24 protein-coding genes and 1 pseudogene are annotated in these 20,039 nt (G+C 60.8%); 10 read left to right on the top strand and 15 right to left on the bottom strand.

Annotation, left to right across the window (positions count from 1 at the left end; genetic code table 11):
• Window positions 1–32: 32 nt before the first annotated feature.
• The 6 genes from obgE to IPK66_03495 form a co-directional block, all read right to left on the bottom strand.
• Window positions 33–1,061 (bottom strand): GTPase ObgE, encoded by a 1,029-nt coding sequence (gene obgE / locus IPK66_03520; GenBank protein MBK8174365.1) that lies wholly within the window; start codon window positions 1,059–1,061, stop codon window positions 33–35.
• Between the two features lie 131 nt (window positions 1,062–1,192).
• Window positions 1,193–1,450, bottom strand: a complete 258-nt coding sequence (gene rpmA, locus IPK66_03515; protein MBK8174364.1) for a 50S ribosomal protein L27 — start codon at window positions 1,448–1,450, stop codon at window positions 1,193–1,195.
• Between the two features lie 6 nt (window positions 1,451–1,456).
• Complete coding sequence (gene rplU / locus IPK66_03510; protein MBK8174363.1) at window positions 1,457–1,888, bottom strand: 50S ribosomal protein L21; 432 nt, start codon at window positions 1,886–1,888, stop codon at window positions 1,457–1,459.
• A 280-nt stretch (window positions 1,889–2,168) separates the two neighbouring features.
• A complete protein-coding gene (locus IPK66_03505) occupies window positions 2,169–2,942 on the bottom strand; it encodes a DUF4239 domain-containing protein (GenBank protein MBK8174362.1) in 774 nt (257 codons plus the stop codon).
• Between the two features lie 124 nt (window positions 2,943–3,066).
• Complete coding sequence (locus tag IPK66_03500; protein MBK8174361.1) at window positions 3,067–3,927, bottom strand: amino acid ABC transporter substrate-binding protein; 861 nt, start codon at window positions 3,925–3,927, stop codon at window positions 3,067–3,069.
• A 61-nt stretch (window positions 3,928–3,988) separates the two neighbouring features.
• Window positions 3,989–4,813: a transporter substrate-binding domain-containing protein gene (locus tag IPK66_03495; protein MBK8174360.1), complete on the bottom strand. Its 825-nt coding sequence runs from the start codon at window positions 4,811–4,813 to the stop codon at window positions 3,989–3,991.
• A gap of 240 nt (window positions 4,814–5,053) precedes the next feature.
• On the opposite strand from IPK66_03495, the gene IPK66_03490 reads away from it, so the two are divergent.
• From IPK66_03490 to IPK66_03480, 3 genes and pseudogenes are all read left to right on the top strand, one after another.
• Entirely contained in the window at window positions 5,054–5,914 is an 861-nt protein-coding gene (locus tag IPK66_03490; GenBank protein ID MBK8174359.1) for a site-specific integrase, read from the top strand.
• Window positions 5,915–5,926: 12 nt separating this feature from the next.
• A pseudogene (locus IPK66_03485) lies at window positions 5,927–6,460 on the top strand (transposase).
• A 535-nt stretch (window positions 6,461–6,995) separates the two neighbouring features.
• A protein-coding gene (locus IPK66_03480) for an IS630 family transposase (GenBank protein ID MBK8174358.1) occupies window positions 6,996–7,944 on the top strand; the annotation gives its coding sequence in 2 pieces (ribosomal slippage) (window positions 6,996–7,493 and window positions 7,495–7,944; 948 coding nt in all).
• 116 nt (window positions 7,945–8,060) lie between these two features.
• Here the strand turns inward: IPK66_03480 and IPK66_03475 are convergent.
• The 6 genes from IPK66_03475 to IPK66_03450 all read right to left on the bottom strand — a co-directional run bounded on the left by IPK66_03475 (window position 8,061) and on the right by IPK66_03450 (window position 12,980).
• Complete coding sequence (locus tag IPK66_03475) at window positions 8,061–9,236, bottom strand: DUF3644 domain-containing protein (GenBank protein ID MBK8174357.1); 1,176 nt, start codon at window positions 9,234–9,236, stop codon at window positions 8,061–8,063.
• 57 nt (window positions 9,237–9,293) lie between these two features.
• Entirely contained in the window at window positions 9,294–9,617 is a 324-nt protein-coding gene (locus IPK66_03470) for a type II toxin-antitoxin system HicB family antitoxin (protein MBK8174356.1), read from the bottom strand.
• 25 nt (window positions 9,618–9,642) lie between these two features.
• Complete coding sequence (locus IPK66_03465; GenBank protein ID MBK8174355.1) at window positions 9,643–11,067, bottom strand: relaxase/mobilization nuclease domain-containing protein; 1,425 nt, start codon at window positions 11,065–11,067, stop codon at window positions 9,643–9,645.
• A complete protein-coding gene (locus IPK66_03460) occupies window positions 11,064–11,435 on the bottom strand; it encodes a hypothetical protein (protein MBK8174354.1) in 372 nt (123 codons plus the stop codon). The genes IPK66_03465 and IPK66_03460 overlap by 4 nt, the downstream gene beginning before the upstream one ends.
• A 406-nt stretch (window positions 11,436–11,841) precedes the next feature.
• Window positions 11,842–12,204 carry an ankyrin repeat domain-containing protein gene (locus tag IPK66_03455; GenBank protein ID MBK8174353.1) on the bottom strand — a complete coding sequence of 121 codons (363 nt, stop codon included), beginning with the start codon at window positions 12,202–12,204 and terminating at the stop codon, window positions 11,842–11,844.
• The gene (locus IPK66_03450; protein ID MBK8174352.1) at window positions 12,201–12,980 is read right to left on the bottom strand and encodes a hypothetical protein; all 780 of its coding nucleotides are present in this window, start codon (window positions 12,978–12,980) and stop codon (window positions 12,201–12,203) included. Before IPK66_03450 ends, IPK66_03455 begins: the two co-directional genes overlap by 4 nt.
• A 96-nt stretch (window positions 12,981–13,076) precedes the next feature.
• On the opposite strand from IPK66_03450, the gene IPK66_03445 reads away from it, so the two are divergent.
• On the top strand, window positions 13,077–14,723 hold the full coding sequence (locus IPK66_03445) for a type IV secretory system conjugative DNA transfer family protein (GenBank protein MBK8174351.1): 1,647 nt from the start codon (window positions 13,077–13,079) through the stop codon (window positions 14,721–14,723).
• A gap of 18 nt (window positions 14,724–14,741) precedes the next feature.
• Here the strand turns inward: IPK66_03445 and IPK66_03440 are convergent, their stop codons facing one another.
• Complete coding sequence (locus IPK66_03440) at window positions 14,742–14,882, bottom strand: hypothetical protein (protein ID MBK8174350.1); 141 nt, start codon at window positions 14,880–14,882, stop codon at window positions 14,742–14,744.
• 216 nt (window positions 14,883–15,098) lie between these two features.
• Here IPK66_03440 and IPK66_03435 point away from each other — a divergent pair, with 216 nt between their 5' ends.
• From IPK66_03435 to IPK66_03420, 4 genes are read left to right on the top strand one after another with little or no spacing between them, the layout of a single operon-like run.
• Window positions 15,099–15,353: a hypothetical protein gene (locus IPK66_03435; GenBank protein MBK8174349.1), complete on the top strand. Its 255-nt coding sequence runs from the start codon at window positions 15,099–15,101 to the stop codon at window positions 15,351–15,353.
• The gene (locus IPK66_03430) at window positions 15,350–16,360 is read left to right on the top strand and encodes a hypothetical protein (protein MBK8174348.1); all 1,011 of its coding nucleotides are present in this window, start codon (window positions 15,350–15,352) and stop codon (window positions 16,358–16,360) included. Before IPK66_03435 ends, IPK66_03430 begins: the two co-directional genes overlap by 4 nt.
• Before the next feature lie 35 nt (window positions 16,361–16,395).
• A complete protein-coding gene (locus IPK66_03425) occupies window positions 16,396–17,673 on the top strand; it encodes a DUF1566 domain-containing protein (GenBank protein ID MBK8174347.1) in 1,278 nt (425 codons plus the stop codon).
• Window positions 17,670–18,437: a DUF1566 domain-containing protein gene (locus IPK66_03420; GenBank protein MBK8174346.1), complete on the top strand. Its 768-nt coding sequence runs from the start codon at window positions 17,670–17,672 to the stop codon at window positions 18,435–18,437. Before IPK66_03425 ends, IPK66_03420 begins: the two co-directional genes overlap by 4 nt.
• A gap of 31 nt (window positions 18,438–18,468) precedes the next feature.
• Here the strand turns inward: IPK66_03420 and IPK66_03415 are convergent, their stop codons facing one another.
• Complete coding sequence (locus tag IPK66_03415; GenBank protein ID MBK8174345.1) at window positions 18,469–18,819, bottom strand: hypothetical protein; 351 nt, start codon at window positions 18,817–18,819, stop codon at window positions 18,469–18,471.
• 32 nt (window positions 18,820–18,851) lie between these two features.
• The gene (locus IPK66_03410; GenBank protein MBK8174344.1) at window positions 18,852–19,058 is read right to left on the bottom strand and encodes a hypothetical protein; all 207 of its coding nucleotides are present in this window, start codon (window positions 19,056–19,058) and stop codon (window positions 18,852–18,854) included.
• A gap of 422 nt (window positions 19,059–19,480) precedes the next feature.
• Here IPK66_03410 and IPK66_03405 point away from each other — a divergent pair, with 422 nt between their 5' ends.
• Together IPK66_03405 and IPK66_03400 are read left to right on the top strand one after the other, a co-directional pair.
• Window positions 19,481–19,696, top strand: coding sequence for a hypothetical protein (locus IPK66_03405; GenBank protein MBK8174343.1), 216 nt, complete (start codon window positions 19,481–19,483; stop codon window positions 19,694–19,696).
• Window positions 19,686–19,961, top strand: coding sequence for a hypothetical protein (locus IPK66_03400; protein ID MBK8174342.1), 276 nt, complete (start codon window positions 19,686–19,688; stop codon window positions 19,959–19,961). Before IPK66_03405 ends, IPK66_03400 begins: the two co-directional genes overlap by 11 nt.
• The last annotated feature ends 78 nt before the right edge of the window (window positions 19,962–20,039 follow it).

The following is a 20,039-nucleotide window of genomic DNA, read 5'->3' as shown; positions in this document are numbered from 1 at the left end:
GCACGTGCGTGGCGGCAGGCGTTCTGCCGCGTTCACGGCTCGCCTTCACGCGCCGTCAGTTCGCCGGTTTCACGGTGTGCCTGCACCTCGCCGGCGATCGCGGCAAGAAGAGATGCGATACCAAGGCCCGCCACACCGGAAATGCCGTAAATCGGGCTTTCGACGATGGCCGCCAGCGCTGCCGTTTTGACCGTGATCTCGTCTTCGGCGAGCGCATCGACCTTGTTCAGTGCAACGATCTCCGGCTTTTCGGTCAGACCATTGCCATACGCACAGAGTTCGCCTCTCACCGTATAATACGCGGCCACGACATCGTCCTGAGTGCCATCGACGAGGTGGACAAGCACCCGACAGCGCTCGATGTGCCCAAGAAAGCGCGTGCCGAGCCCGACACCTTCATGCGCGCCTTCGATCAGGCCCGGGATGTCGGCGAGGACGAACTCGCCATCGCCAACGGCGACCACGCCAAGGCTCGGATAAATGGTCGTAAACGGATAGTCGGCGATTTTGGGCCGGGCCCGCGAAACGGCGGCGAGAAACGTCGATTTGCCGGCATTTGGCAGACCGACCAAACCGGCATCGGCCAACAGCTTCAGCCGCAGGACGATCCAGAACTCTTCGCCCGGGCCACCTGGAATGGTCCGGCGCGGCGCGCGGTTGGTCGACGATTTGAAGCGGGCGTTGCCGACACCGCCGGAACCGCCCCGGGCGAGCACGATGCGCTGATCGGGTTCGACGATGTCGGCAAGCAGGGTCTGCCGGTCCTCGGCAAAGATCTGTGTGCCAACCGGAACAATCAGCTCGACGTGCGTACCGCGCGCGCCGGTGCGATTCTGTCCCTCGCCGTGGTGCCCGCGCCCGGCCTTGAAGTGCTGGCGGTAGCGGAAGTCGATTAGGGTATTGAGGTCAGCCGATGCTTGGACCACGACGCTGCCGCCGTCGCCGCCATCTCCCCCGTCAGGTCCGCCGAATTCGATGAACTTCTCGCGCCGGAACGACAAGCAGCCATCTCCGCCGTCGCCGCTTTTAACCAGGACCTTGGCTTCGTCAAGAAAGCGCACGCGATGGGTTCCGCCGATGCCGCTGGCCTGAGCTTGGGAAGCCTCCGGCTTTCGCCGCTACGCCATCCTATGTCAAGACCGGCCGCCAAGCCCCGTTGCAAGCCCTGCAGACAGTGGCCGTGTGCCTGCGATCAGCCGATCGGATCAACGCTGATAAACTTGCGCCCCTGTGCGCTCCGCCGGAATGTGACGCGCCCTTCGGTGATGGCGAAGATCGTATGATCGCGACCCAGGCCAACACCCTCACCCGGATGGAATTGGGTGCCTCGCTGGCGGACAATGATGTTGCCGGGAATGACCCGCTCGCCGCCGAACTTCTTGACGCCGAGTCGCTGAGCGTTGCTATCGCGACCGTTGCGCGAACTGCCGCCGGCTTTCTTGTGTGCCATTCCGTTCTACTCCTGCAACGCCGGTTCGAGAACAGGCGCCGCTGCCTCCACCGAGACGGCATTTTCGTCAATCTCCGCTTGTTCGGAGATCGGCGCAGCGGCTGCCAACTCACTGGCATCGCCGGTCAGGCTGATGCCAGCAATGCGCAAGGCGGTCAAATCCTGCCGATGGCCTCGAGTGCGGCGTGAATTCTTCCGGCGCCGTTTCTTGAACACGATCAACTTCGGGCCGCGTGTCTGTCCGAGCACTCGAGCGAACACCCGCGCTTCTCCTGGGACGGATGCGCCGACCAAGGGCTCCTTGCCGTCTTCGGCCAGCATCAAAATCTGATCGAAAGCGACGAGATCGCCCGTCTCGACCGCGAGCCGCTCCACGATGATGCGGTCATCCTCGGCCACACGATGCTGTTTACCGCCGGTACGTATCACTGCGAACATGCTAAGCCACGAACCCAACAAAAGCCTGCCCCCCAACGCGGCTCGCCGGAGGAGAGGCGGACTATATCCGCTCTTACCCGCCTGTCAACGGCCGCGTTCGCCCGCGTAATCTCGGGGACTGGCCTCCGGCAAGACATTGCCTGGTCGGCGTTGCTGTCTGCGAATGGCGTTAATCGTTCACGGTGAGCAGGCGAGGGTCGCCTATGCGGGTCCCCGCGCAGGACACACAAAGTCGTAGTGGCGATGTGCGGTTGCCGCGAGGCTTCCGCTCCGGTCCAACTCACCGCGTACCGACAAGAGATGCGATGGGGGCGGGGGAGAGGGCCATCGGCTGCTGGAAAGGATTGCCGTGGATAAGAATAATCGCGGCAGTCGGCGCCGAAGCGGTGGCGAACAGCAGAACGGCGAGGATTTCGGCGCGAGGCTGATCGACGTGCACCATGGTGATCGAGACCATGGTCAGGAATCCGAGAAATGCCATCCCAAGCCATTTCAACGGGTTGACATGGGTCTGGCTGAGCGCGATGCGCAGGTCGCGTGAGCTGCGCGCCTGGATCGCCTGCTCAAGCATGCGCGAATGCACGCTCGGATTCAGTGCCGCTGCAACTGGCCTCGAGGACAGGTAAGACAGGAGTGAATCGAGCGCGTCTCCTACCTCCTGGCTGCTCTGGCGACGCGCAAGCATCGGCCATTCCACATTAGCGGTAAGGCTCGCGTAGGCCTCGACGGCCGCCCGCAACCTGCTCCTCTCTTCTTCAGGGAGCTGGCTCGCGAGATCGATGATCGTCCTGAGGTTTCCCGCTTCCTGGAAGACCGCCGTCGTCGCCCGGTCGTGAGCGATCCAGGTATCGTTGGCGAGGAAGGCGAGATTAAGGGCGAACAGAACGTTGATGACAGTGAGAAAATTCTGCGCGATGCCGCGAAAGGTCTTGATCCGGTCGGCAAATACCGATCGCTGCGCCAGCCATAGCAGAAACGACGCTGCCCCGTATGTGCCGATGAGGACGGCAACAGCAAAGACGTACTGATCATGTGGACCGATTGCGCTTGGCATATCTCGTGCGGCAACTCGTGCTCGGTGGTCGGATCTCGATTGAGTCGGGCGCAAAGGTACGCCGATGAGCACAACCAGCCCGTCGGCGCACCGATGCCGCGAAGAGGCGTTTAAGGAGCCGATGCTATTGCGGGAGTCCGTTGAGTGCGTACATGGCGAGCAGCAGACGGCTCGGACGACCGCCCCAGTCACCAAACCACTTGTCATACACTTGAGCGATCTGCCCCGACCGATAGAGCTGTGCCAGCGCGCCGTCGGCGACGACGCGGAAATCGGCGTCGTTGCGGCGCACGACGAGCGCATAGGGCTCGTACGTAAATAATTCCGGCGCGAGCATAAACTTGGTCGGATCCTTGGCAGCACGAGCGAGGCCAATCAGGACGATCTGATCGCCCGCGTGCGCATCGACTTCGCCCTTGCTCAACAGCTTCATCGCCTCGCCATGGTCCTTGACGGTCACAACCTTGGCTTCGACGAGGCTCTGTTTCAGCCGCTCACGCAGCGTTGTTTCCGTGGTTGTGCCTTCAACGACCGAAACACGCTTGCCTGCGAGGTCACCGACACTCTGAATCGTCGACCCCGCGGGTAAAAGCAGGCTCGCTCCGGTTATGAAGGTCATATTGGTGAAATCGACCTTTTCCTGGCGCGAGATCGTGTGTGTCGTATTGCCGCATTCGATGTCGACGGTTCCATCAGCAACTTTGTCGAGCCGCTCATCCGCGCCAAGCATGACGTATTTGACTGTGATGTCGGAGCGTCCCAGGCGCTCCTTCACCGCCTCAACGATACGCAAGCACAGGTCTACAGAGTAGCCAGCCGGCTGCTTGCTCTTATCGACAAACGAGAAGGGCGGTGAATCTTCGCGGTGGCCAAGGACAATCGTTCCCGAATCGTTGATCTTTTGCAATGTTCCAGTCAGTTCCTGAGCAAGTGCCGGAGAGACCAAGTTTGCGGCCAGTGCTGCCGCGAAGAGCATCCGTTTCATCGAACCCCCAAAAAAAAGGCCGTTCTCCGCCATGCGGTCGGCCAGTTATGGATGGGACAGCTTAGGGAACGATACCGGCGACGTCGATGCCAAACCACTTCTCGGAAAGACGCGTCAGTGTGCCGTCATCGCGCATCGCTTGGACAGTCTCACCGATGCGGACGGCAAACTCGGGATCGCCTTTGTCAATCGCGATAGCCACCGGCTCGAAGAATAGGAAACCCGGGACCATGCGGATTGGCGCACCCTTGTTGATGTCGTCCTCCGCAAGGCCAAGAGATGTGACGATCGCATCGACCTTATGTCCGACCAGGGCCCCGACAACATCTGCACGCGTCGCATAAAGGCGGATCTTGGGATCGTTGATCAGGTAGGTAACGGCGGTCGAGTTGTCATAGATGACGAGATTCTGACGTAGGTAGTTCTCAAACGTCGTGCCCTGACGCACGCCGATCACCTTTTTCGACGCATCCTGTGGTCGCTCGATCGTTTTGTCGTCTTTGCGAACGACGAGCGCTGCGGCATCGAAGCGATAGACTGCGGGGAAAATAAGAGACTGCTCGCGCTGTTTCGTCGGTGTGACGGATGCTGCGGCAAAGTCCCATTTGCCGTCCCAGTGACCGGCGAGAATCTCGTTCCACCCGGGGCTGACGAAGCGCACCGGCAACCCCAGACGTCGCGCGATCTCGCTCGCCACGTCAACATCGAAGCCGGTATAACCACCGGCCTCAGTCTGACTGGACAGCGGCATCTGATCAGGTGCCGGTGCGGCGGCAACGGTGAAGTAGCCACGCTCCTGCGCACGCCGCAAAACGTCGTCGGCGTGGGCGGGCGCGGCGTATTGAACGAGCGTGGCGAAGAGCCAGATAAGTAGCACGGATCGCATGCGTCCTCCCTCCTTGCGCCGGACCGGACGGCGAACGATCCGGATCTCAATGGTGTTTGGCACGCCGGTAGGTGTTCGGCAAGGGCAGAAGCACGTACTAGGGTCTGTGGACATTCATGTGATCGGTGGGGATTGAACGAACCCGGTGTCGTGGGAGTGGGGTGATCGGTTAGCGGGGGCGGCTCCCGTCTGGGAGGATTACGGCGTGTTGAAGCCCGATCCTCAGACAGGAGCACCGCGATGGCCGAGATGAGCCCTCTGCGCCGCCGCATGGTCGAGGACATGACCGTCCGCAATCTGTCATTGGCGACGCAACGATCCTATCTTCACGCGGTCAGCAAGTTCAGCGGCCACTTTGGTCGCTCGCCGGACCAGCTTGGCCTGGAGGACGTGCGGGCGTTCCAGGTCCATCTGGTGTCGACCGGCATTTCGTGGCCGGCGCTGAACCAGACGGTGTGTGCGCTGCGGTTCTTCTACGGCGTCACGCTGGGGCACGGTGAGATCCCGGAGCGCATCCCTTATGCACGCGAGCCGCGCACGCTGCCGGTGGTGCTGAATGCCGATGAAGTGGTGCGCTTTCTCGAGGCGGTGCCGAGCCTGAAGACCCGCGTGGCGTTGACGACGGCCTATGCGGCGGGGCTGCGGGCGTCCGAGGCGGTCGGTCTGAAGCTTGCTGATATCGACAGCGCGCGGATGGTGATCCGGGTCGAGCATGGCAAGGGCGGCAAGGACCGCACCGTCATGCTGTCGGCCCAGCTTCTGGGCATCCTGCGCACCTACTGGCGTCTGGCCCGGCCCAGCCACTGGCTGTTCCCCGGCCGCGATGAGACGAAGCCGGTCGACGTCCAAGTGCTGCACGCGGCCTGCCGCTCCGCCTGCGCCGCGGCCGGACTTGCGAAGCGGGTGACGGTGCACACGCTGCGGCACAGCTTCGCCACCCACCTGCTGGAGAACGGCACCGACACCCGCATCATCCAGGTGCTGCTTGGCCATGCCAACCTGTCGAGCACGGCGCGCTACACGCGGGTCTCGAACGGCCTGATCCGGCATACGCAGAGCCCGCTCGACCGCCTCACGCTGGAGGTCGTGCCGCCCGCCTGATCCGGCCGCGCGATGGCGGCGACATGGGAAGTGGCGGATGTCTTCCGCCGCCACGGCGAGGCCTATCGGCGCATGCATCACGCTCACCTCGGCCGGGTCGAACGGCGGGTGATCAGCGCCATCACGCTGTGCCGGACGGCGGCGCTGGGCGGCCATGCCGAGAGCTGCGCCGACTGCGGCTTCGTTCGTCGCCTCCGCGATCTGCGGCGCGTCGAATGAGTGGTCTATGCGAAGCCGCCGTTCGGTGGCCCGGAACAGGTGCTGGCCTATCTCGGTCGCTACACCCACCGCGTCGCCATCGCCAATTCGCGCTCGGTCGAGGTGACGGGCAGCGACGTCGCCTTCCGCTGGAAGGACTATCGCCACCACGGCAAGGCGAAGCTGATGGTTCTCGCTGCCGATGAATTCATCCGCCGCTTCCTGCTCCACACCCTGCCGGACGGCTTCCATCGCATCCGCCATTACGGCTTCCTCGCCAATCACCAACAGGCAGCAAAGCTGGCGCTCCGCCGCGAGCTGCTGGCCGCCTCGCCGACGGTCGATCCCGAGACCAAGGTCCCACCCGAGCAGAAGCAACTTACAAGCGCGTTCGATCGCTGCCCCTGCTGCGGCGGCCCGATGATCACCTTCGCCATCCTTCTGAGGCCGCCGCCGCAACCCTCGTTCCGGCAGGACACTTCATGAGTGGCCGCCACCCTTGCTGCCCCGCCTGTCCAGCACCGATGCTGCCGTGTGCCGGCACCCATCGTCTTGCCCAACAACCGTTCCGGCAGCACCAGGTCCGGCGCGGCGCCCCACGAAACCCCGGTTCAGCTCACTGCTGCCACCAACCGCCCGGCGTCGCCGGCCTCGACCGCGCCGGATCGATCCCCATGCCGAGCCGCCCGAAAGCGGTCTCGGACCACCAGACGCAGCAACAATCCCCATAGCTCGGCCATCCGCGGGTTCGTTCAATCCGGCTTCGATGAGGTCGCGCCGGCGCACGCCGAAGACCTCGTCCGCGACCTCACAGAAGCCTCCAGATTCACGCGAGGTTAATTTTCTGATTCAAGCTGCGTGCTGGGGATGGAGGCCAGCATGCATGGGTCTGGGACTTTCGATGGATCTGCGCCGCCGGGTGATCGCGGCGATCGAGGATGAAGGACTGAGCTGTCGCCAAGCCGCGGCGCGGTTCGGCGTTGCGCCATCGACGGCGATCCGGTGGCACGCGCGACGGCGCAAGACGGGGGATTTTGCGCCGAAGCCGCAGGGCGGCGACAAGAATTCGCACCGGATTGAAGCGCAGGCGGGCTTCATCCTGGGCCTGTGGAAAGAGCAGCGTGACATCACGCTGGTCGAAGTGCAGCGTCAGTTGGCCGAACGGGGCACGCCGGTCGGCATCGGTACCGTCCACCGTTTCTTCCAGCGCCGCGGCATCACGCGCAAAAAAGACCGACACGCGACCGAGCAGGACCGTGCGGATGTCCTGATGCGCCGGCTGGCATGGTTCGAGGCGCAGCCCGATCTCGATCCGGACCGCTTGGTGTTCATCGACGAGACCTGGGCGTCCACCGCCATCGCACGCACCCATGGCCGCGCCCCTGCGCGGTGAACGGCTGCGCATAGGCGTGCCGTTTGGCCACTGGAAGACGACGACGTTCGTCGCCGGTCTGCGGCTGTCGGGCATCGTCGCGCCCATGGTGCTGGACGCCCCGATCAACCAGCGGGCCTTCGATGCCTATGTCGACCAGATCCTCGTGCACGAGCTCAAGCCAGGCGACATCGTGATCATGGACAATCTCTCAAGCCACAAATCGCCCGCCGTCCGCACGGCGATCAAAGCCGCCGGCGCTGAGTTGCGGTTCCTGCCCCCCTACAGCCCGGACTCCAACCCGATCGAAAACGCGTTCGCCAAGCTGAAGCCCCTGCTCCGAAAAGCCGCCGAACGCACCGTCGACGGCCTCTGGCGCACCATCGGCTCGCTCATCGATCTATTCACACCAGCCGAATGCGCAAACTTCTTCACCCCCGCAGGATATGAGCCAGAGTGAGTGGAAACCGCTCTAAGTGATTGAAAACTGGCGCGCCGGAGAGGATGAAACTGGGCACTCGTATGTCATTGTAGGCGCTTTATAATTTTGGCGACGATCACGATGGTTTGCTCCGGCTACGGTCGCGTCCACCCTTCGGCCAGCTTTTCAATGACCTTCTCGAACCAGTTTTCGTACCAGTACCAGGTCTTTGCGACCATGACCCCGTAGCCCTTGGCGGGCTTCCGCGCGTCCAATTGCTTGGCCAGCAGCGTGTGGTCGTAGATCGTGAAAGCCGGGTGGCCGGCGGCTTTGACCTTCGACACGATTTCGGTCGGCAGGTATTTCGGTCGCTCGACCTCCTTCAATAGCACGCGCTCGACGGCCTCCGCCTCGGGCGAGCCGGGCTTGATGAACTCTACGGCAAGGTCGGCCTTGGCAGCCTTGCCGGAAACTTTCGGCACGAAGGCCACGCGGTAGCGGAATTTCTGGTCCAGCTGTTCCTCGTCCGACAAGCCGTTGTGGAAATTGTCCATGGCCGTCGCGATATGCGCCGGCAGGTCAGCCCCGATCAGCCCGGCGCGTTGCGCTCCGTCGAAGGTCACAAACTGGAGGGCAATCGGCAACCGCTTTTCCAGCGCGAACTCCTTGCCGAATAGCGCCTTGATGGCGTCGTTGAAATTGATACAGCAGGCTTGGAGTTTGGCGCTCAGGGCATCGTCAATCCTGTTTGTCGACCGGTGCTCGATCTCGTGCCTAATCTCGGTCAGGAATTTCAGATTGTTGACCACACCTTTTTCCAGCGGGCATTTCCCGTGCGCCAGGCACTGGCTGAGTTCCCAATATTTATCTGCACCGCTTGGCGTTTTGTCGACGGCACCGCCCTTCTTGTGCCGGTAGTCGATACCTTCCCGTTTGTAATAAGCGTGCAGAAGGTAGGTCCAAGCGATGATGCTGGTAACAATGAACAGTTCGGCGCGAAAATAGAGCCCGGCACTGTTGAACGTGTGCACGGCAGCGATCATCGCCTCGCGGGCCTTCACGAGCAGCTCGTCCCCCTGTAGGTGCAGGCCGGTCGCCGGATCGATGTCGGGCCAGGCCTCCAGAAAGGCGTCCAACTCTGCGTCCGAGGCCGCTTTGACGGTCTTGTGTTTTGCACCATCGCGTATCTCCGAGATGCGCGCGTGATTGATAGAACGCGTGGGCCGGGAGAAATATGCTTGGATATCCTGCGGCACGTATTTGCGTGCCAGCATCGCTTTCACGATCGCGACTTCCCATTTCTCAAGCGTATTGCCCAGTCTGCGCGCCAACTCTGATTCCCTCCACGTCTCGGCTGAAAGAGCAATAACGTTACGGGAGCCAGAGTCCTACTGGCGCTGCACAGGTTTTGCTCGACGATCGGAAGGTTGTGGAAAGTCAGCCTCCGGCTCAACCTCGACGACGTAGTCGTGGAACACCGGCTGCTCCAAGCTTGTCAGCACTTCGATGCGGGTCCGCGGTGCGGGCAGGCCGCGCCCGTCTGCGATCATGCCCTCGACATGCAGCGCGAGCGCATCGGGCAGGCTGGCCTTGGCGTCATCCACTGTGTCGCCCATGGCGAAGCACGCTCCGAAGTCGGGCACAGTGGCGAGATATGGCTTCCCGCGCTCCTTGAGAATGACGGCGACGTAGCGGCGGCTTTGATTGTTCATGGCGTTACCTCCTTATTGTTGCTTTTTATCGTGATCGACCTCGTCCGGGACCATGGGAAGGATTCTGCTCTTTCCGCCTCGCTTCCGATAGCAGCTCCGCAACACGCGCGCGGCGTTCCTCACGGCTGTCGCGCGTCAATTCGTCCGCCGTCTGGCGGATTTCGTTTTCGTGCTGCCGAACCTGCGCTTCCCGCACAAGGTCTTCTGCCCGCGCCGCGCTCACCAGGTCGCGGATCAGGCTGCGCCGTTCCCGCGCATCGATCAGGTCGAGCGCGCTCGCGCGCCGGTCAATGTCGCGGCGCTCGCGCTCGTTGCGGCGGTCCAGCGCCTCAGTCTCCAGCCGGTGGCGCTCGGCGGCGTTGATCGCCGGATTGCGGCGCAACGGCAGAATGACCGAACGCAACGCCGGCACGCGGTCGAACAGCGCGAAGACCTTGCCGGCGATACGGTTGAAGAGCCGGTCCTGCTCGGCCTTGTGGGCGGCATGCAGTGACAAACGTTCGGCGCGGTGCGTGACTTCCAAGGCCTGACGTTTCGCGTCGATCGCGCGGCGGCGGCGGGCTTCCTGCTTCGCGGCAAGATCGGCAGCCGATTTCGCGCCACGGGCGCGGGCCTGTTCCCGCAGGCGCTCGGTGAACGCCTTTTCGCGCTGCGTCTGTTGTGCTTGCGCCTGTTCGATTGAAGGCAGGGCTTCCGGCGGCAGGGTTTCCAGCCGGGCCTTCACGTCGCGGGTTTTGACGCCGTCGATCTGTCGGGCAAGGGCATGGACATGGCCCGCCCGGTCCACGACGACATGGGCGCGGCGCTCGCCCTGGGCCAACACATAGCCTGCACGTTCCAGTCCGGCGCGGAAGGATTCCGCACTGTCGGACGAGCGGTAGAGCGTGGTGATGGCATCACGCCGGGCCTCGGGCGTGATCCCACTGGCCTCCGCCATAGCCTTCTCGGCGAAGCTGATTTCGGGCGTTTTCTCAAAACGCGCGTCGCCCCGATCCTCAGCCAGACCGGGGGGAAGCTGGAGGCCATAGGCGTGGGCCAGCTCGCGGGCGCAGGTGCGCAACTTCATGCGGTCATGGCTGATCGGGATAGCCTTCATGGTGTCAATGTCGGTACGCGACCAGACGACATGCGCGTGCTCGCGTCCGTCTTTCACATGGAAGACGATGGCGCGCGGTTGTCCGGTCAGCCCGAGCTTATCCTCGATATGATCGATGGCCGCCATGTACTGCGCCCGCGATAGCGGAGCGGACGGATTGATCGACAGGCTGTAGAGCGGTTTCTGCGCACGGGTTCCGGCCGCCACGGCCTCGAACTCGGCTAACGTGCCGTGGAGATCATCCGCCACCGCCCCGCGCACGGACGCAATCTCGATCCGCTCATTGTCATATTCGTTCGACAGATGAGTGGCGAGGTCGCGTCCGCCTGTGCGCTGGCTGCCTTTGAGGATCATGGCGCACGTCCCATGGCCTCGAAGCAGACAGTGCGCATCTCGGCAATATCGCGGAGCGCGGCGGCAACGGTCGGCTCGGCCGGGTCGAGTTGCCCCGCCAGAGTAGCGGCGCGTAGCGTCTCCGCGATCCGACCGAGATTGCCGAGAAGACGGGCAGCCGTTTCATGGCTGACCGTGGGCCGACGAACGGCACGGTCAAGCGACCGGTTCAACGCTGCGGCACGCAGGTAGGAAGCCACGGGGACACCCGCGCGATCGGCCATCAGGCGGATCGCCTCGGCTTCCTGATCGTTGAACCGCGCCGTTAGCGTCGTTTGACGCTGGCGGGTATCGCTGCCGCTTGCCACGTTCGGCCTCCTTTCGCGCATCCAGGGACGCGGTATCCCTGGCCGGTTCCAGCGCCGGGGCGCTGGTGCATGGGCGGTCCGGGAGGGAGAGGCATGTCTTCCTCCCGGTCGATGGGTGTCCAGAGGGAGAGCGAAGTCTCCTTCTGGTCCGGTGCAGCGGGATACGCTGCGATCGCTCGCACAGGCTCAATGCCGGTGGCGGGCGATATGCCGGGGGATGCAACGGGGGGCGGCTCAAAGCTCCCCTTGCCAAGATGGCGCGGACTCTCCGCGCACATCTTGCAACCCACCTTAATGTTAAGATTAATTGTCCGGGAACAAGATTAGGATCAGCTTAAGACCCGCCCGGATTGCATGCTCCTGTATGTTCAGGGGCCGAATGCGATGACTTTACAACAATATAGTGCCGTTGGTCAAATTCTGGTCACTATGACGACTGCATCTTTTCTTCGGCCTCGGCGATATAGTCAGACAGCTCGTCATCCACCCGGCACCGGGCAGCGATGACAGTGGGCCAACGACCGCGCCCATCCGGTTTGATCGTTGCACCCCAGTCCTCAACCAAGATTCGAACCATCGGCAAATTGTTGGTGCCCAGAGCGATATGCAGCGCGGCAAGTCCGGTCTGCGGGTCCGTCGCATTCACGTCGGCCCCGTCGTCAAGCGCCGCGATGGCACTGTCCGGATCGGCGTTATAAACGGCTCGTAACAGGGCATGATCGAGTTCTTCGGCGGCGGTCTTATCGTCGGGCCGGGTCTTGCGTGCCTGCTTTGGTGCAGCGCCGGTCATATCGTTTCCCCCCCGGCGGCGCGCTCGAAAATCAAGCGATCCGCGCGGAACAGGTTTGGGCCGACCGTCGGGCGCTCATCGAGCGCGCTGGTGCTTTCGTGGCCATAACCGACCAGCGGAAACGGGTTCTCCGGGCTGAGCCAGTAGAGGCGCGGCGTTCCTGTCAATGTGTTGCGCATGAAGGCGAACAGCGCGCCCGCCGGTTGAAACAGGACGCCTTCATATAGCCGACGCGCTGTTTGCCCGGCTGAAACCGATTTTGTCCGGCTCCAGTTGCTCACGACCTCCCGCACCGCACCGAACGGTCGCGCCGGCAGGGTTTCGACGGTCAGCGTCGAGAAGGGGACCCAGTGGTCAAAGCCGTCGGCCTTGATGCCGATGCCCTTCACCGCTGGCTCCGCCCGTCCGGCGTAGCGGCCGAATAATTCCGGCGTGAGCGCCTGCCAATCCGCCTTGTCCGGCATCACGCCCATGAATTGCACCAGCGCCTCGCCGAGCGATGCCAGCGGGTCGTCGTCCGGCAGGTCCGCCGCGAAACGGTGGCAAAAGCGAACCATGATGTCATTGGAGCGGTGCGTGTCGGCGAGGAAGCGTTGCAGCGTCTTCAGCGGCAAGTGGTCGAGCCGGATATCATTGGCTTCGGCAACCAGCTTTTGCAGGGTCGGCACGCCGATCCGGTTTTCCTCCATATAACGCAGCAAGGTGCGGCGTATCCGTTCCCGGTCCGCCTGATCGAACCGGGTCTGTTGCCATGCCGCTGCCTGTGCCTCCGCCATATGACCAGCCTGTGCCCAATACCGCCGGGCGGTATGCAAGCAAACTCCGCCCCGTCGATTGTCATATTGCACGAAAGAAAAGGCGGTTACAGCATCATGTCCGATTCCAACAAATCTCCGTCCAGTATCCCGGCGTTCGTCCTCGGTGCTGCATTCTTCTATTTCGCCAGCCTGTCCCCGGAGGGCGCACCCCAATGGTTTTTCGGAATACTGGGCGCGCTATCCATGTTGACCGGCCTGAACCGATTGAACCAGAACCTGGATCAGGACCGCAAGATCGAGGCCGCGAACACCCCGAGCGGCAATTTTGGCAGCGCGCGTTTTGCGAACAAGCGCGAATGCGCCGCCGCCGGTCTCGACGATCCGAACGGTCTCTTCCTCGGCACGCATGAGGGGGAGATGCTTTTCCACAATGGCAAGGCGCACCTGCTGACCGTCGCGCCCGCGCGCACCGGCAAGGGCATCTCGGTCGTCACGCCCAATCTCCTCCATTGGGGGGGCAGCATATTTGTGACCGATCCCAAAGGGGAGCTAGCCGGAATGACGGCGCGCCACCGCGCCGAACTGTGGAACCAGAAGGTCTGCATCCTGAATCCCTGGGGGCTGCATGGTTTGCCGCAGCACCGCTTCAATCCGCTGGCGGTGCTGGTCGATCTCTATAACGACGAAGCCCTGCGCCGCAGCCTCACCGGCGAAGTGCGCGACCTGGCGCTGCAATTGGTGCCGGAACCGGAAGGGGAGGCGAAGAACCGGTTTTTCCGGGAAGGCTCCCGCAAACTCCTGCGGGCGCTGATGCTCCATATGGCGACACGCGATTGCCCGGAGCGCTGCACCCTCCCTGAACTGTGGCGCATGTTGCAAAGCACGGCACATCTGGAAGAGGCTATCACCAGCATGGCGCTGTCGGACGCGCTGGACGGCGTGATCGCCGATCTTGCCGAAGACGTGGCCCGCTTGATGGCGAACAATGCCGAACAATTCGGCGACTTCCGGGAAGGCGCGGTGCAGGCCGTTGATATTTTCGAGCCGTCGGGCTGGCTGGCCGATAGCGTCAGCGCTTCGGACTTCAGCTTCGCTGAACTCAAAAGCCGACCGACCACCATCTATCTCGTCATTCCTCAGGACGAAATCGGCACGCACGGGGCATGGCTGGGACTACTGGCCCGCCAGGCCATTGATGCCGTCGCCCGCCAGCACGGCAACGAGCAAGTGTTGTTTCTGCTCGACGAAGCCTCGAACATGGGGCGCATTCACAATCTGACCGAAAGCCTGACCGCGCTACCCGGTCTCGGTGTGCGGGTGTGGATGATCGTGCAGGAACTGGCGGAGCTGCGCCGGGTCTATGGAAAGGAAGCCACCGCAACCATCATGTCGCAGTCGGAGGTGGTGCAGTTTTTCGCGGTTCAAAATCACGACCTGGCCAAGGAAATCTCGGCGGCGCTCGGCACGCGCACGGTCATCACCCACAATATCAATCTCGGCAGGACGATCGACGAAAACGCAGGCGAGAGCCGCAGCGAAACGGCGCGTCCGCTGATGTCGCCGGACGAAATCCGCATGCTGCCGCGTGATAAGCAAATTCTGTTCGTCCAGAACGCCCCGCCGATCCTTGCGCAGCGCGTGCCGTTTTGGAGCGTCAGGCCCTGGGGGGACTGGGCGGAGCATAATCCGGTCGAAGGCAATACGCCGCGCTCGAAGGCGACGTTTCGCATGAGATATCTGATCAACGGGGTCAAAGTCTGATGCAAACTTCGAAGGCGCTCAAATGCCGTGCTCGTCGGCCGCGCTCTCATAGGCTTCGATCAGATCAATCTCATCCAGCGCGGTCTTCTCCGGCACGATCATCACCCGCCCGGTAATCGAAATACCGGGCGGGATGAACACCACCAGCCCACCTTTCACTGACGACAGCGCCGTCCCTACCTTGTGCGGCTTATTGCGAGCCTTTCCCCTATATGTAAAAGACTCAAACACTATTACATCATATCGACTTGCTTGTTTTGATTTAATCTGCATATTTTTCTTTTTAGTTATTAATAAATATCAAGTATAATTAATAACATGAAATCTACATTATTCGCAGTCATTGTTTTCACTTTGTTTTATTGCCTGCCGTCAATGGCGATGGTCGCCTTTGCCGAGCCGCCGGCGAACAACATCGACCAAAATGGAAACGGATCGGCCCCGCGCCTCGCCATTGTCGAAGATCAGAAAAGCGCCGCGTTCCGCTTCATGATCGACGGGCAGGAAGTTGCCCGCCTCGACTCGGCCGGACTGTATGTCCGCGAGGGCATATCTCACGGCGGCGTGCTTACCGACTCCGAGCCAACGGACTTTGATGCTCGCATCACACAGGGAGCGAAAGCCAAGTGAAGCACGTTGCCCTTCTCATCGCGCTGACACTATCCATCGCGCTTCCTGCCAAAGCGCAGGAAACGTCCGGCAGCTTTACCGAAGGCTCGATCAGAATCGGCTACGACGACCGCACTTGCGATGCCAGTCTTGAAGGTTCACTGCGCTACAACAGTGGCGGTGATGCGGTCGAGGTTTGCAGCCCGTATAGGCCGAAAGCGATACATTTTGATGGCGTGAATGACTGGCTCAGTATTGATCACGACAATCTTTCCGGCATCGCTGATTCCAATAAATATACGATCAGCTTTTGGCTCAGACCGGCAACAGGCGGCTGTGACTTTTGCCGTATTTTTTCAATCTCCGATAACGGCGCTCTGGGTGGTTTAACGGAACGCTTCGTGCTCGTTATGGACGATGCTGATGCAAACAATATCTACGATATTGAAGTTTATTCAAATAAAGACCAGACAGGTAACACCTATTCCGGCCCGATTGCGGGATCAAATGAAATATTGGATGTCGGATCATGGTATCATGTTTTAATCAGCTATGACGGTACGCAGGGTTCCGATCCTGCGCGTCTTCGACTTTATATCAACGACTCCGATCAACAGGCATGGTCCGCAGGCGCTTTGACGGCCATGGTCGATTTTGCCAGTGATTTTTCGCCAAGCACGGGAACGGATGATCCCTTTGTCACTATTGGTGGGTTCTATGATGGCCCGTGGCAACTGATTCCTGCCGACCTGGCGGACTTCTGGTTCAATCCCGCTACGGCTTTTGACCTCACCAACGTTACAAATCGCCGTAAATTCATCGATGCCGCCGGGGGACCGGTTTATTTGGGCGCTGATGGCTCTTTGCCAACAGGAACAGCGCCTCTTTTGTTTTTGTCGGGGCCGCTTTCCGGCTGGCCTGCCAATAAAGGCACCGGCGGCGGCTTTATAAGCAACGGCACGTTGAGCAATGGTGCCTCGCCGCCCGGTGCCAGCACTTCTTATGAGTGGCGTTTTTGGGGACAATAATTTTGAAACGGTAATTATTACGTGGAAGGTGCGTTGTGACGCAGCAAGACAAAAAATATAAATGCAAACGGCCACCTTCTTTTTTGGTGATGGCTTTGTTTGTATTTCTTGTCTCAATCTTCGTGGCGAGGACAGCTTGGGCACAGGAAACGTCCGGCGGCTTTCTCGATGGCTCCATTAAGATCGGTTATGACAACCGCGCCTGCGACGCCGCGCTCGACGGTTCCATCCGCTACAACAGCAGCACGTCATGCGCCGAATTTTGTGACGGAACCGACTGGGTTTGCCCGGCGGGCGGCGGCGGATGCGCCGTTGGTGCGGTGGTCGATTCTGGATATTGTGGCGGGTCCATTAATGGCGATGACATCATTGTGCTTCCCACAGGATGCCCCGCTGGCGCGTCCGCGAGCGGGAGCTGCTCCGGCAATGACGTGTCAATCTGGTATCAGGGTGCAAACGCCGTGAATGGCACGATCACCCATCCTGCCGACGGGGACGCCGCGCAGGCAGCGGCACTGACAGCTGCGGTCGGGGACGATTCGTCGAACAATATCGCCGAGTATTGTGGGAGCATCACGATCGATGGGGCTAGCTGGAGGCCGCCTTCGACAGCCGAGATGGCGATCCTTATGAAGAATAAAGCGTCACTGACGGGGTCTGCTGCACTGACCATATCGGACAGCTATTGGACGGCAAGTTTGGCCGATGGCAGCAACGCATGGATCATAAATCAGGATGGCAGTATTTGGTGGGACAACTCCGCGTTTGTCAGCAACCTTATTCGCTGCGTTCATACGCAACCCCCGAGCGGCGGGGGGAGCGGTGCCGGCCTCTCCGGTCCCTCAGATTGTCCAAATATCGGCGACCTGTGCGCGGATGGCACGGTGTTCGCGGGCTGGCATCCGATCACGCAGGAACGGCTGTTCATCCCGAGCACTGATCAAGGGACGACAAGCAAATGGAAAACATCGACCGGCACAAACGATATCGCGACCGATTCAACTTATGATGGGCGTATCAACACCAATCAGGTGCCGAATGACGTGACGTTTCCTGCCTTCAAACTATGCAAGGATTTGGGAACAGGCGGGCATACCGACTGGTATCTGCCCTCCCAAGTAGAGGTATTCTATTTATGGTCCGTGCGCGGAGCAATCGAAGCAGGCGGAAATATTACCAATTTTCAGAATACTCACTACTGGTCTTCGACGGAGTACGATACTGACAGCGCGTGGCGGCAGAACTTCACCCTTGGCTACCAATTCAACGATACAAAACCCAGTGCCTACAGGGTGAGGTGCGTCAGGCGATGAGACAGTCAGTAAATATAGTTGCGTTTGTTATGTTGATGGTTATGTGGCCGCACTATTCGTTTGCCGACTGCCCTGTAGTCCCGAACGGCACCACAATTCTCACCCCTGAAACCCGGCGCGAAGGTGCGATCATCTACAATACGGACCATCACATTTTCCAGGGCTGCATAGGCAGTCAGTGGGTGGCACTGAACATAACTTCGCTCAACGGATTCACTATCGACGCCTGCAAGAAGCCTCCACTCTGCCCCAACATCGGCGATGTGTGCGACGATGGCGACGCGGGCACGACCAATGACCCGATTTTCGCGGGGTTCATGGCTTATAATGACCCAAGCAGCGAAGACAAAGGTAAATGCAAGGCATTGTATGTAACAAATAAAAACCAAAGCACGTCGAGCCAGTGGAAAACGTCTTACGGAACCAATGATATTGCGACGGACTCCACTGAGGACGGAAAAATCAACGACAGTCAAATTCCGACGTCAACAACATTTCCGGCCTTCAAGCTTTGTAAAGATTTATCTTATGGAGGATATTCGGACTGGTACTTGCCGTCTCAAGCAGAAATGCGCCTGCTATCTCAGAATCGTACAGCAATCAATGCGCATGCGGCAGGTTCGTTCACGTCAGCCTACTACTGGACCTCATCAGAGTTCGATGCGTCATATGCGTGGTATCAGAATTTTGGTTCTGGTGGCGCCTACGACATCTCCAGCCCCACCAAAAATTTAGTTAGCGGCGTTCGCTGCGTCCGACGGTAAAAGAATCTCAGTCCGTTGCGGACCACTACGCTCAAAAGAGGGCAAGTTGCCGGTCAGTGGGATCTTTTATCTCATACACAAGGCGGGCCATCGTGATCGTGCTGCGTCCCTCCAAGGTCGGCTTCATGGCGACGTGATTGTGGATTCCCCACGAAATCCAGATTTTCAGGCCCGCGCCTTGGAACGTGAGATGCGGCGTGTCCGACCGGCACGATCCGCCGAAAATTCCCAGCTCAAAGGCCAGCGCTTCGGCCAGTTCGGCGTCGGTCATGCCGCGCGCAGCGTGCTCGGCCCACTTGGCTTTCGCGCCCGAAAATCCGCCTGTGGCGCGGATGAACCCTTCGCGCTTGTCGGCCTCGGTGAGAGGGCGCTCGGTCGTCATGGCGCGATCCTCCGAAGGGTGAGAGGGGGCGCTCACGCGCCCGCCTCCTGCTTCGGTTTCGGCTCGCGGAGAACGATGCGGCCGGTGAAGTTGACCGGGAGCATGTCGAGCTGGAGCGTCATGCCCTTGGCGTCGTCGTGATCCCAGGCGGCCCCGATGCGGGTCCAGATCGGATCGTCGCCCTCGGCGACGTGATAGGCGATCAGGTTCGGGCCTTTGCGGTTCGATTTGTCGGTCATTTTCAGTTCCATTCGTTCAAAGTTGCTTCGATGCGAAAGGACGGGCGGGCGTCATAAGCCGCAGCGGTCAAGACCAACACGGGAGCGCAGCGAATGGAGCGGGCCGCGTCATTGACGGCAAGGCGACGGCCGCCAGAACAAAGCATCAGGGGAAGCAACGGGCGAAAGGACGGGAAGGAATGGCCGCAGAACCGCAAAAGGATGGAGAGTTATCGCTGCGCGTCGATGAAAAATGACTCTGAAAGGTGCGCCTTCGTGTGGCCGCCTATCATGACGACCGGAGGCGGTGATAAGATAACTTATGGAAATTCACCCGTAATTCTGCCAAGCGGATCAATCTTTTGACCAGCCCGTGACCAAGCCTTCGGCGTTCGCATCCACCATAACTTTCCTCGGATAAAGCCGAAAGAAGGAGCGATCCGATGGAAGACAAACAGGCCGGTGGCCGCCAGACGGTCACGCTGACCGTCCCCGAAACCCTCCAGAAACGCCTGCGCACGATGAACCTGGCGTGGGAATGGCTCAACGACCCCGAGTTCTGGGAAACGATACTGGAACAGGGCGTGGCGAAGTGGGAGCGCGAGCAGCAAGAGCTTGGCGAAATGCTCCGCGCTCTGGAGAGCAGCCATGAAGAATAGGAAACCGCACAAGCCGGCGGTGCTCACCGTCACCATCCCGGAGCCGCTACGCGGCAAGGTCGAGGCCTTCCTCGGAAGCGACATCATCAACGACCCGGCATTCTGGACGATTGCGCTAAGGACCGGCGTCGAAGAACTGGAGCGGCAATTCCGCGAAATTGAAGCCGAGACCGAACAAGAAGCTCAACAAGAGGGGTACACGATGATCTTCGGATCGTCCGTCGTCATCGAACCAGACGACCCTGACGATGACCTCCCCTTCTGAACCGTTATCGCGGCACGAAGCGGGCCGGGATGGCGACAGCCTCCCGGCCCCGATTATTACCGGAAGGCGTTGGCGAAG

The organism is Rhodospirillales bacterium (genome assembly GCA_016712595.1).
GTDB lineage: Bacteria > Pseudomonadota > Alphaproteobacteria > Rhodospirillales > Defluviicoccaceae > Defluviicoccus.
Note: the sequence above shows the minus strand (reverse complement) of the source record. Positions and strands in the feature narration are given on the sequence as shown.

Bases quoted from the DNA above. Each gene is read 5' to 3' on its own strand.
- IPK66_03470 (MBK8174356.1), bottom strand. From the start codon at position 9,617: ATGAACAATCAAAGCCGCCGCTACGTCGCCGTCATTCTCAAGGAGCGC.
- IPK66_03400 (MBK8174342.1), top strand. From the start codon at position 19,686: ATGAAGAATAGGAAACCGCACAAGCCGGCGGTGCTCACCGTCACCATC.
- IPK66_03445 (MBK8174351.1), top strand. From the start codon at position 13,077: ATGTCCGATTCCAACAAATCTCCGTCCAGTATCCCGGCGTTCGTCCTC.
- IPK66_03460 (MBK8174354.1), bottom strand. From the start codon at position 11,435: ATGCGCGAAAGGAGGCCGAACGTGGCAAGCGGCAGCGATACCCGCCAG.
- IPK66_03405 (MBK8174343.1), top strand. From the start codon at position 19,481: ATGGAAGACAAACAGGCCGGTGGCCGCCAGACGGTCACGCTGACCGTC.
- IPK66_03415 (MBK8174345.1), bottom strand. From the start codon at position 18,819: ATGACGACCGAGCGCCCTCTCACCGAGGCCGACAAGCGCGAAGGGTTC.
- IPK66_03465 (MBK8174355.1), bottom strand. From the start codon at position 11,067: ATGATCCTCAAAGGCAGCCAGCGCACAGGCGGACGCGACCTCGCCACT.
- IPK66_03505 (MBK8174362.1), bottom strand. From the start codon at position 2,942: ATGCCAAGCGCAATCGGTCCACATGATCAGTACGTCTTTGCTGTTGCC.
- IPK66_03455 (MBK8174353.1), bottom strand. From the start codon at position 12,204: ATGACCGGCGCTGCACCAAAGCAGGCACGCAAGACCCGGCCCGACGAT.
- IPK66_03435 (MBK8174349.1), top strand. From the start codon at position 15,099: ATGGCGATGGTCGCCTTTGCCGAGCCGCCGGCGAACAACATCGACCAA.
- IPK66_03495 (MBK8174360.1), bottom strand. From the start codon at position 4,813: ATGCGATCCGTGCTACTTATCTGGCTCTTCGCCACGCTCGTTCAATAC.
- IPK66_03450 (MBK8174352.1), bottom strand. From the start codon at position 12,980: ATGGCGGAGGCACAGGCAGCGGCATGGCAACAGACCCGGTTCGATCAG.
- IPK66_03500 (MBK8174361.1), bottom strand. From the start codon at position 3,927: ATGAAACGGATGCTCTTCGCGGCAGCACTGGCCGCAAACTTGGTCTCT.
- rplU (MBK8174363.1), bottom strand. From the start codon at position 1,888: ATGTTCGCAGTGATACGTACCGGCGGTAAACAGCATCGTGTGGCCGAG.
- rpmA (MBK8174364.1), bottom strand. From the start codon at position 1,450: ATGGCACACAAGAAAGCCGGCGGCAGTTCGCGCAACGGTCGCGATAGC.
- IPK66_03490 (MBK8174359.1), top strand. From the start codon at position 5,054: ATGGCCGAGATGAGCCCTCTGCGCCGCCGCATGGTCGAGGACATGACC.
- IPK66_03420 (MBK8174346.1), top strand. From the start codon at position 17,670: ATGAGACAGTCAGTAAATATAGTTGCGTTTGTTATGTTGATGGTTATG.
- IPK66_03410 (MBK8174344.1), bottom strand. From the start codon at position 19,058: ATGACCGACAAATCGAACCGCAAAGGCCCGAACCTGATCGCCTATCAC.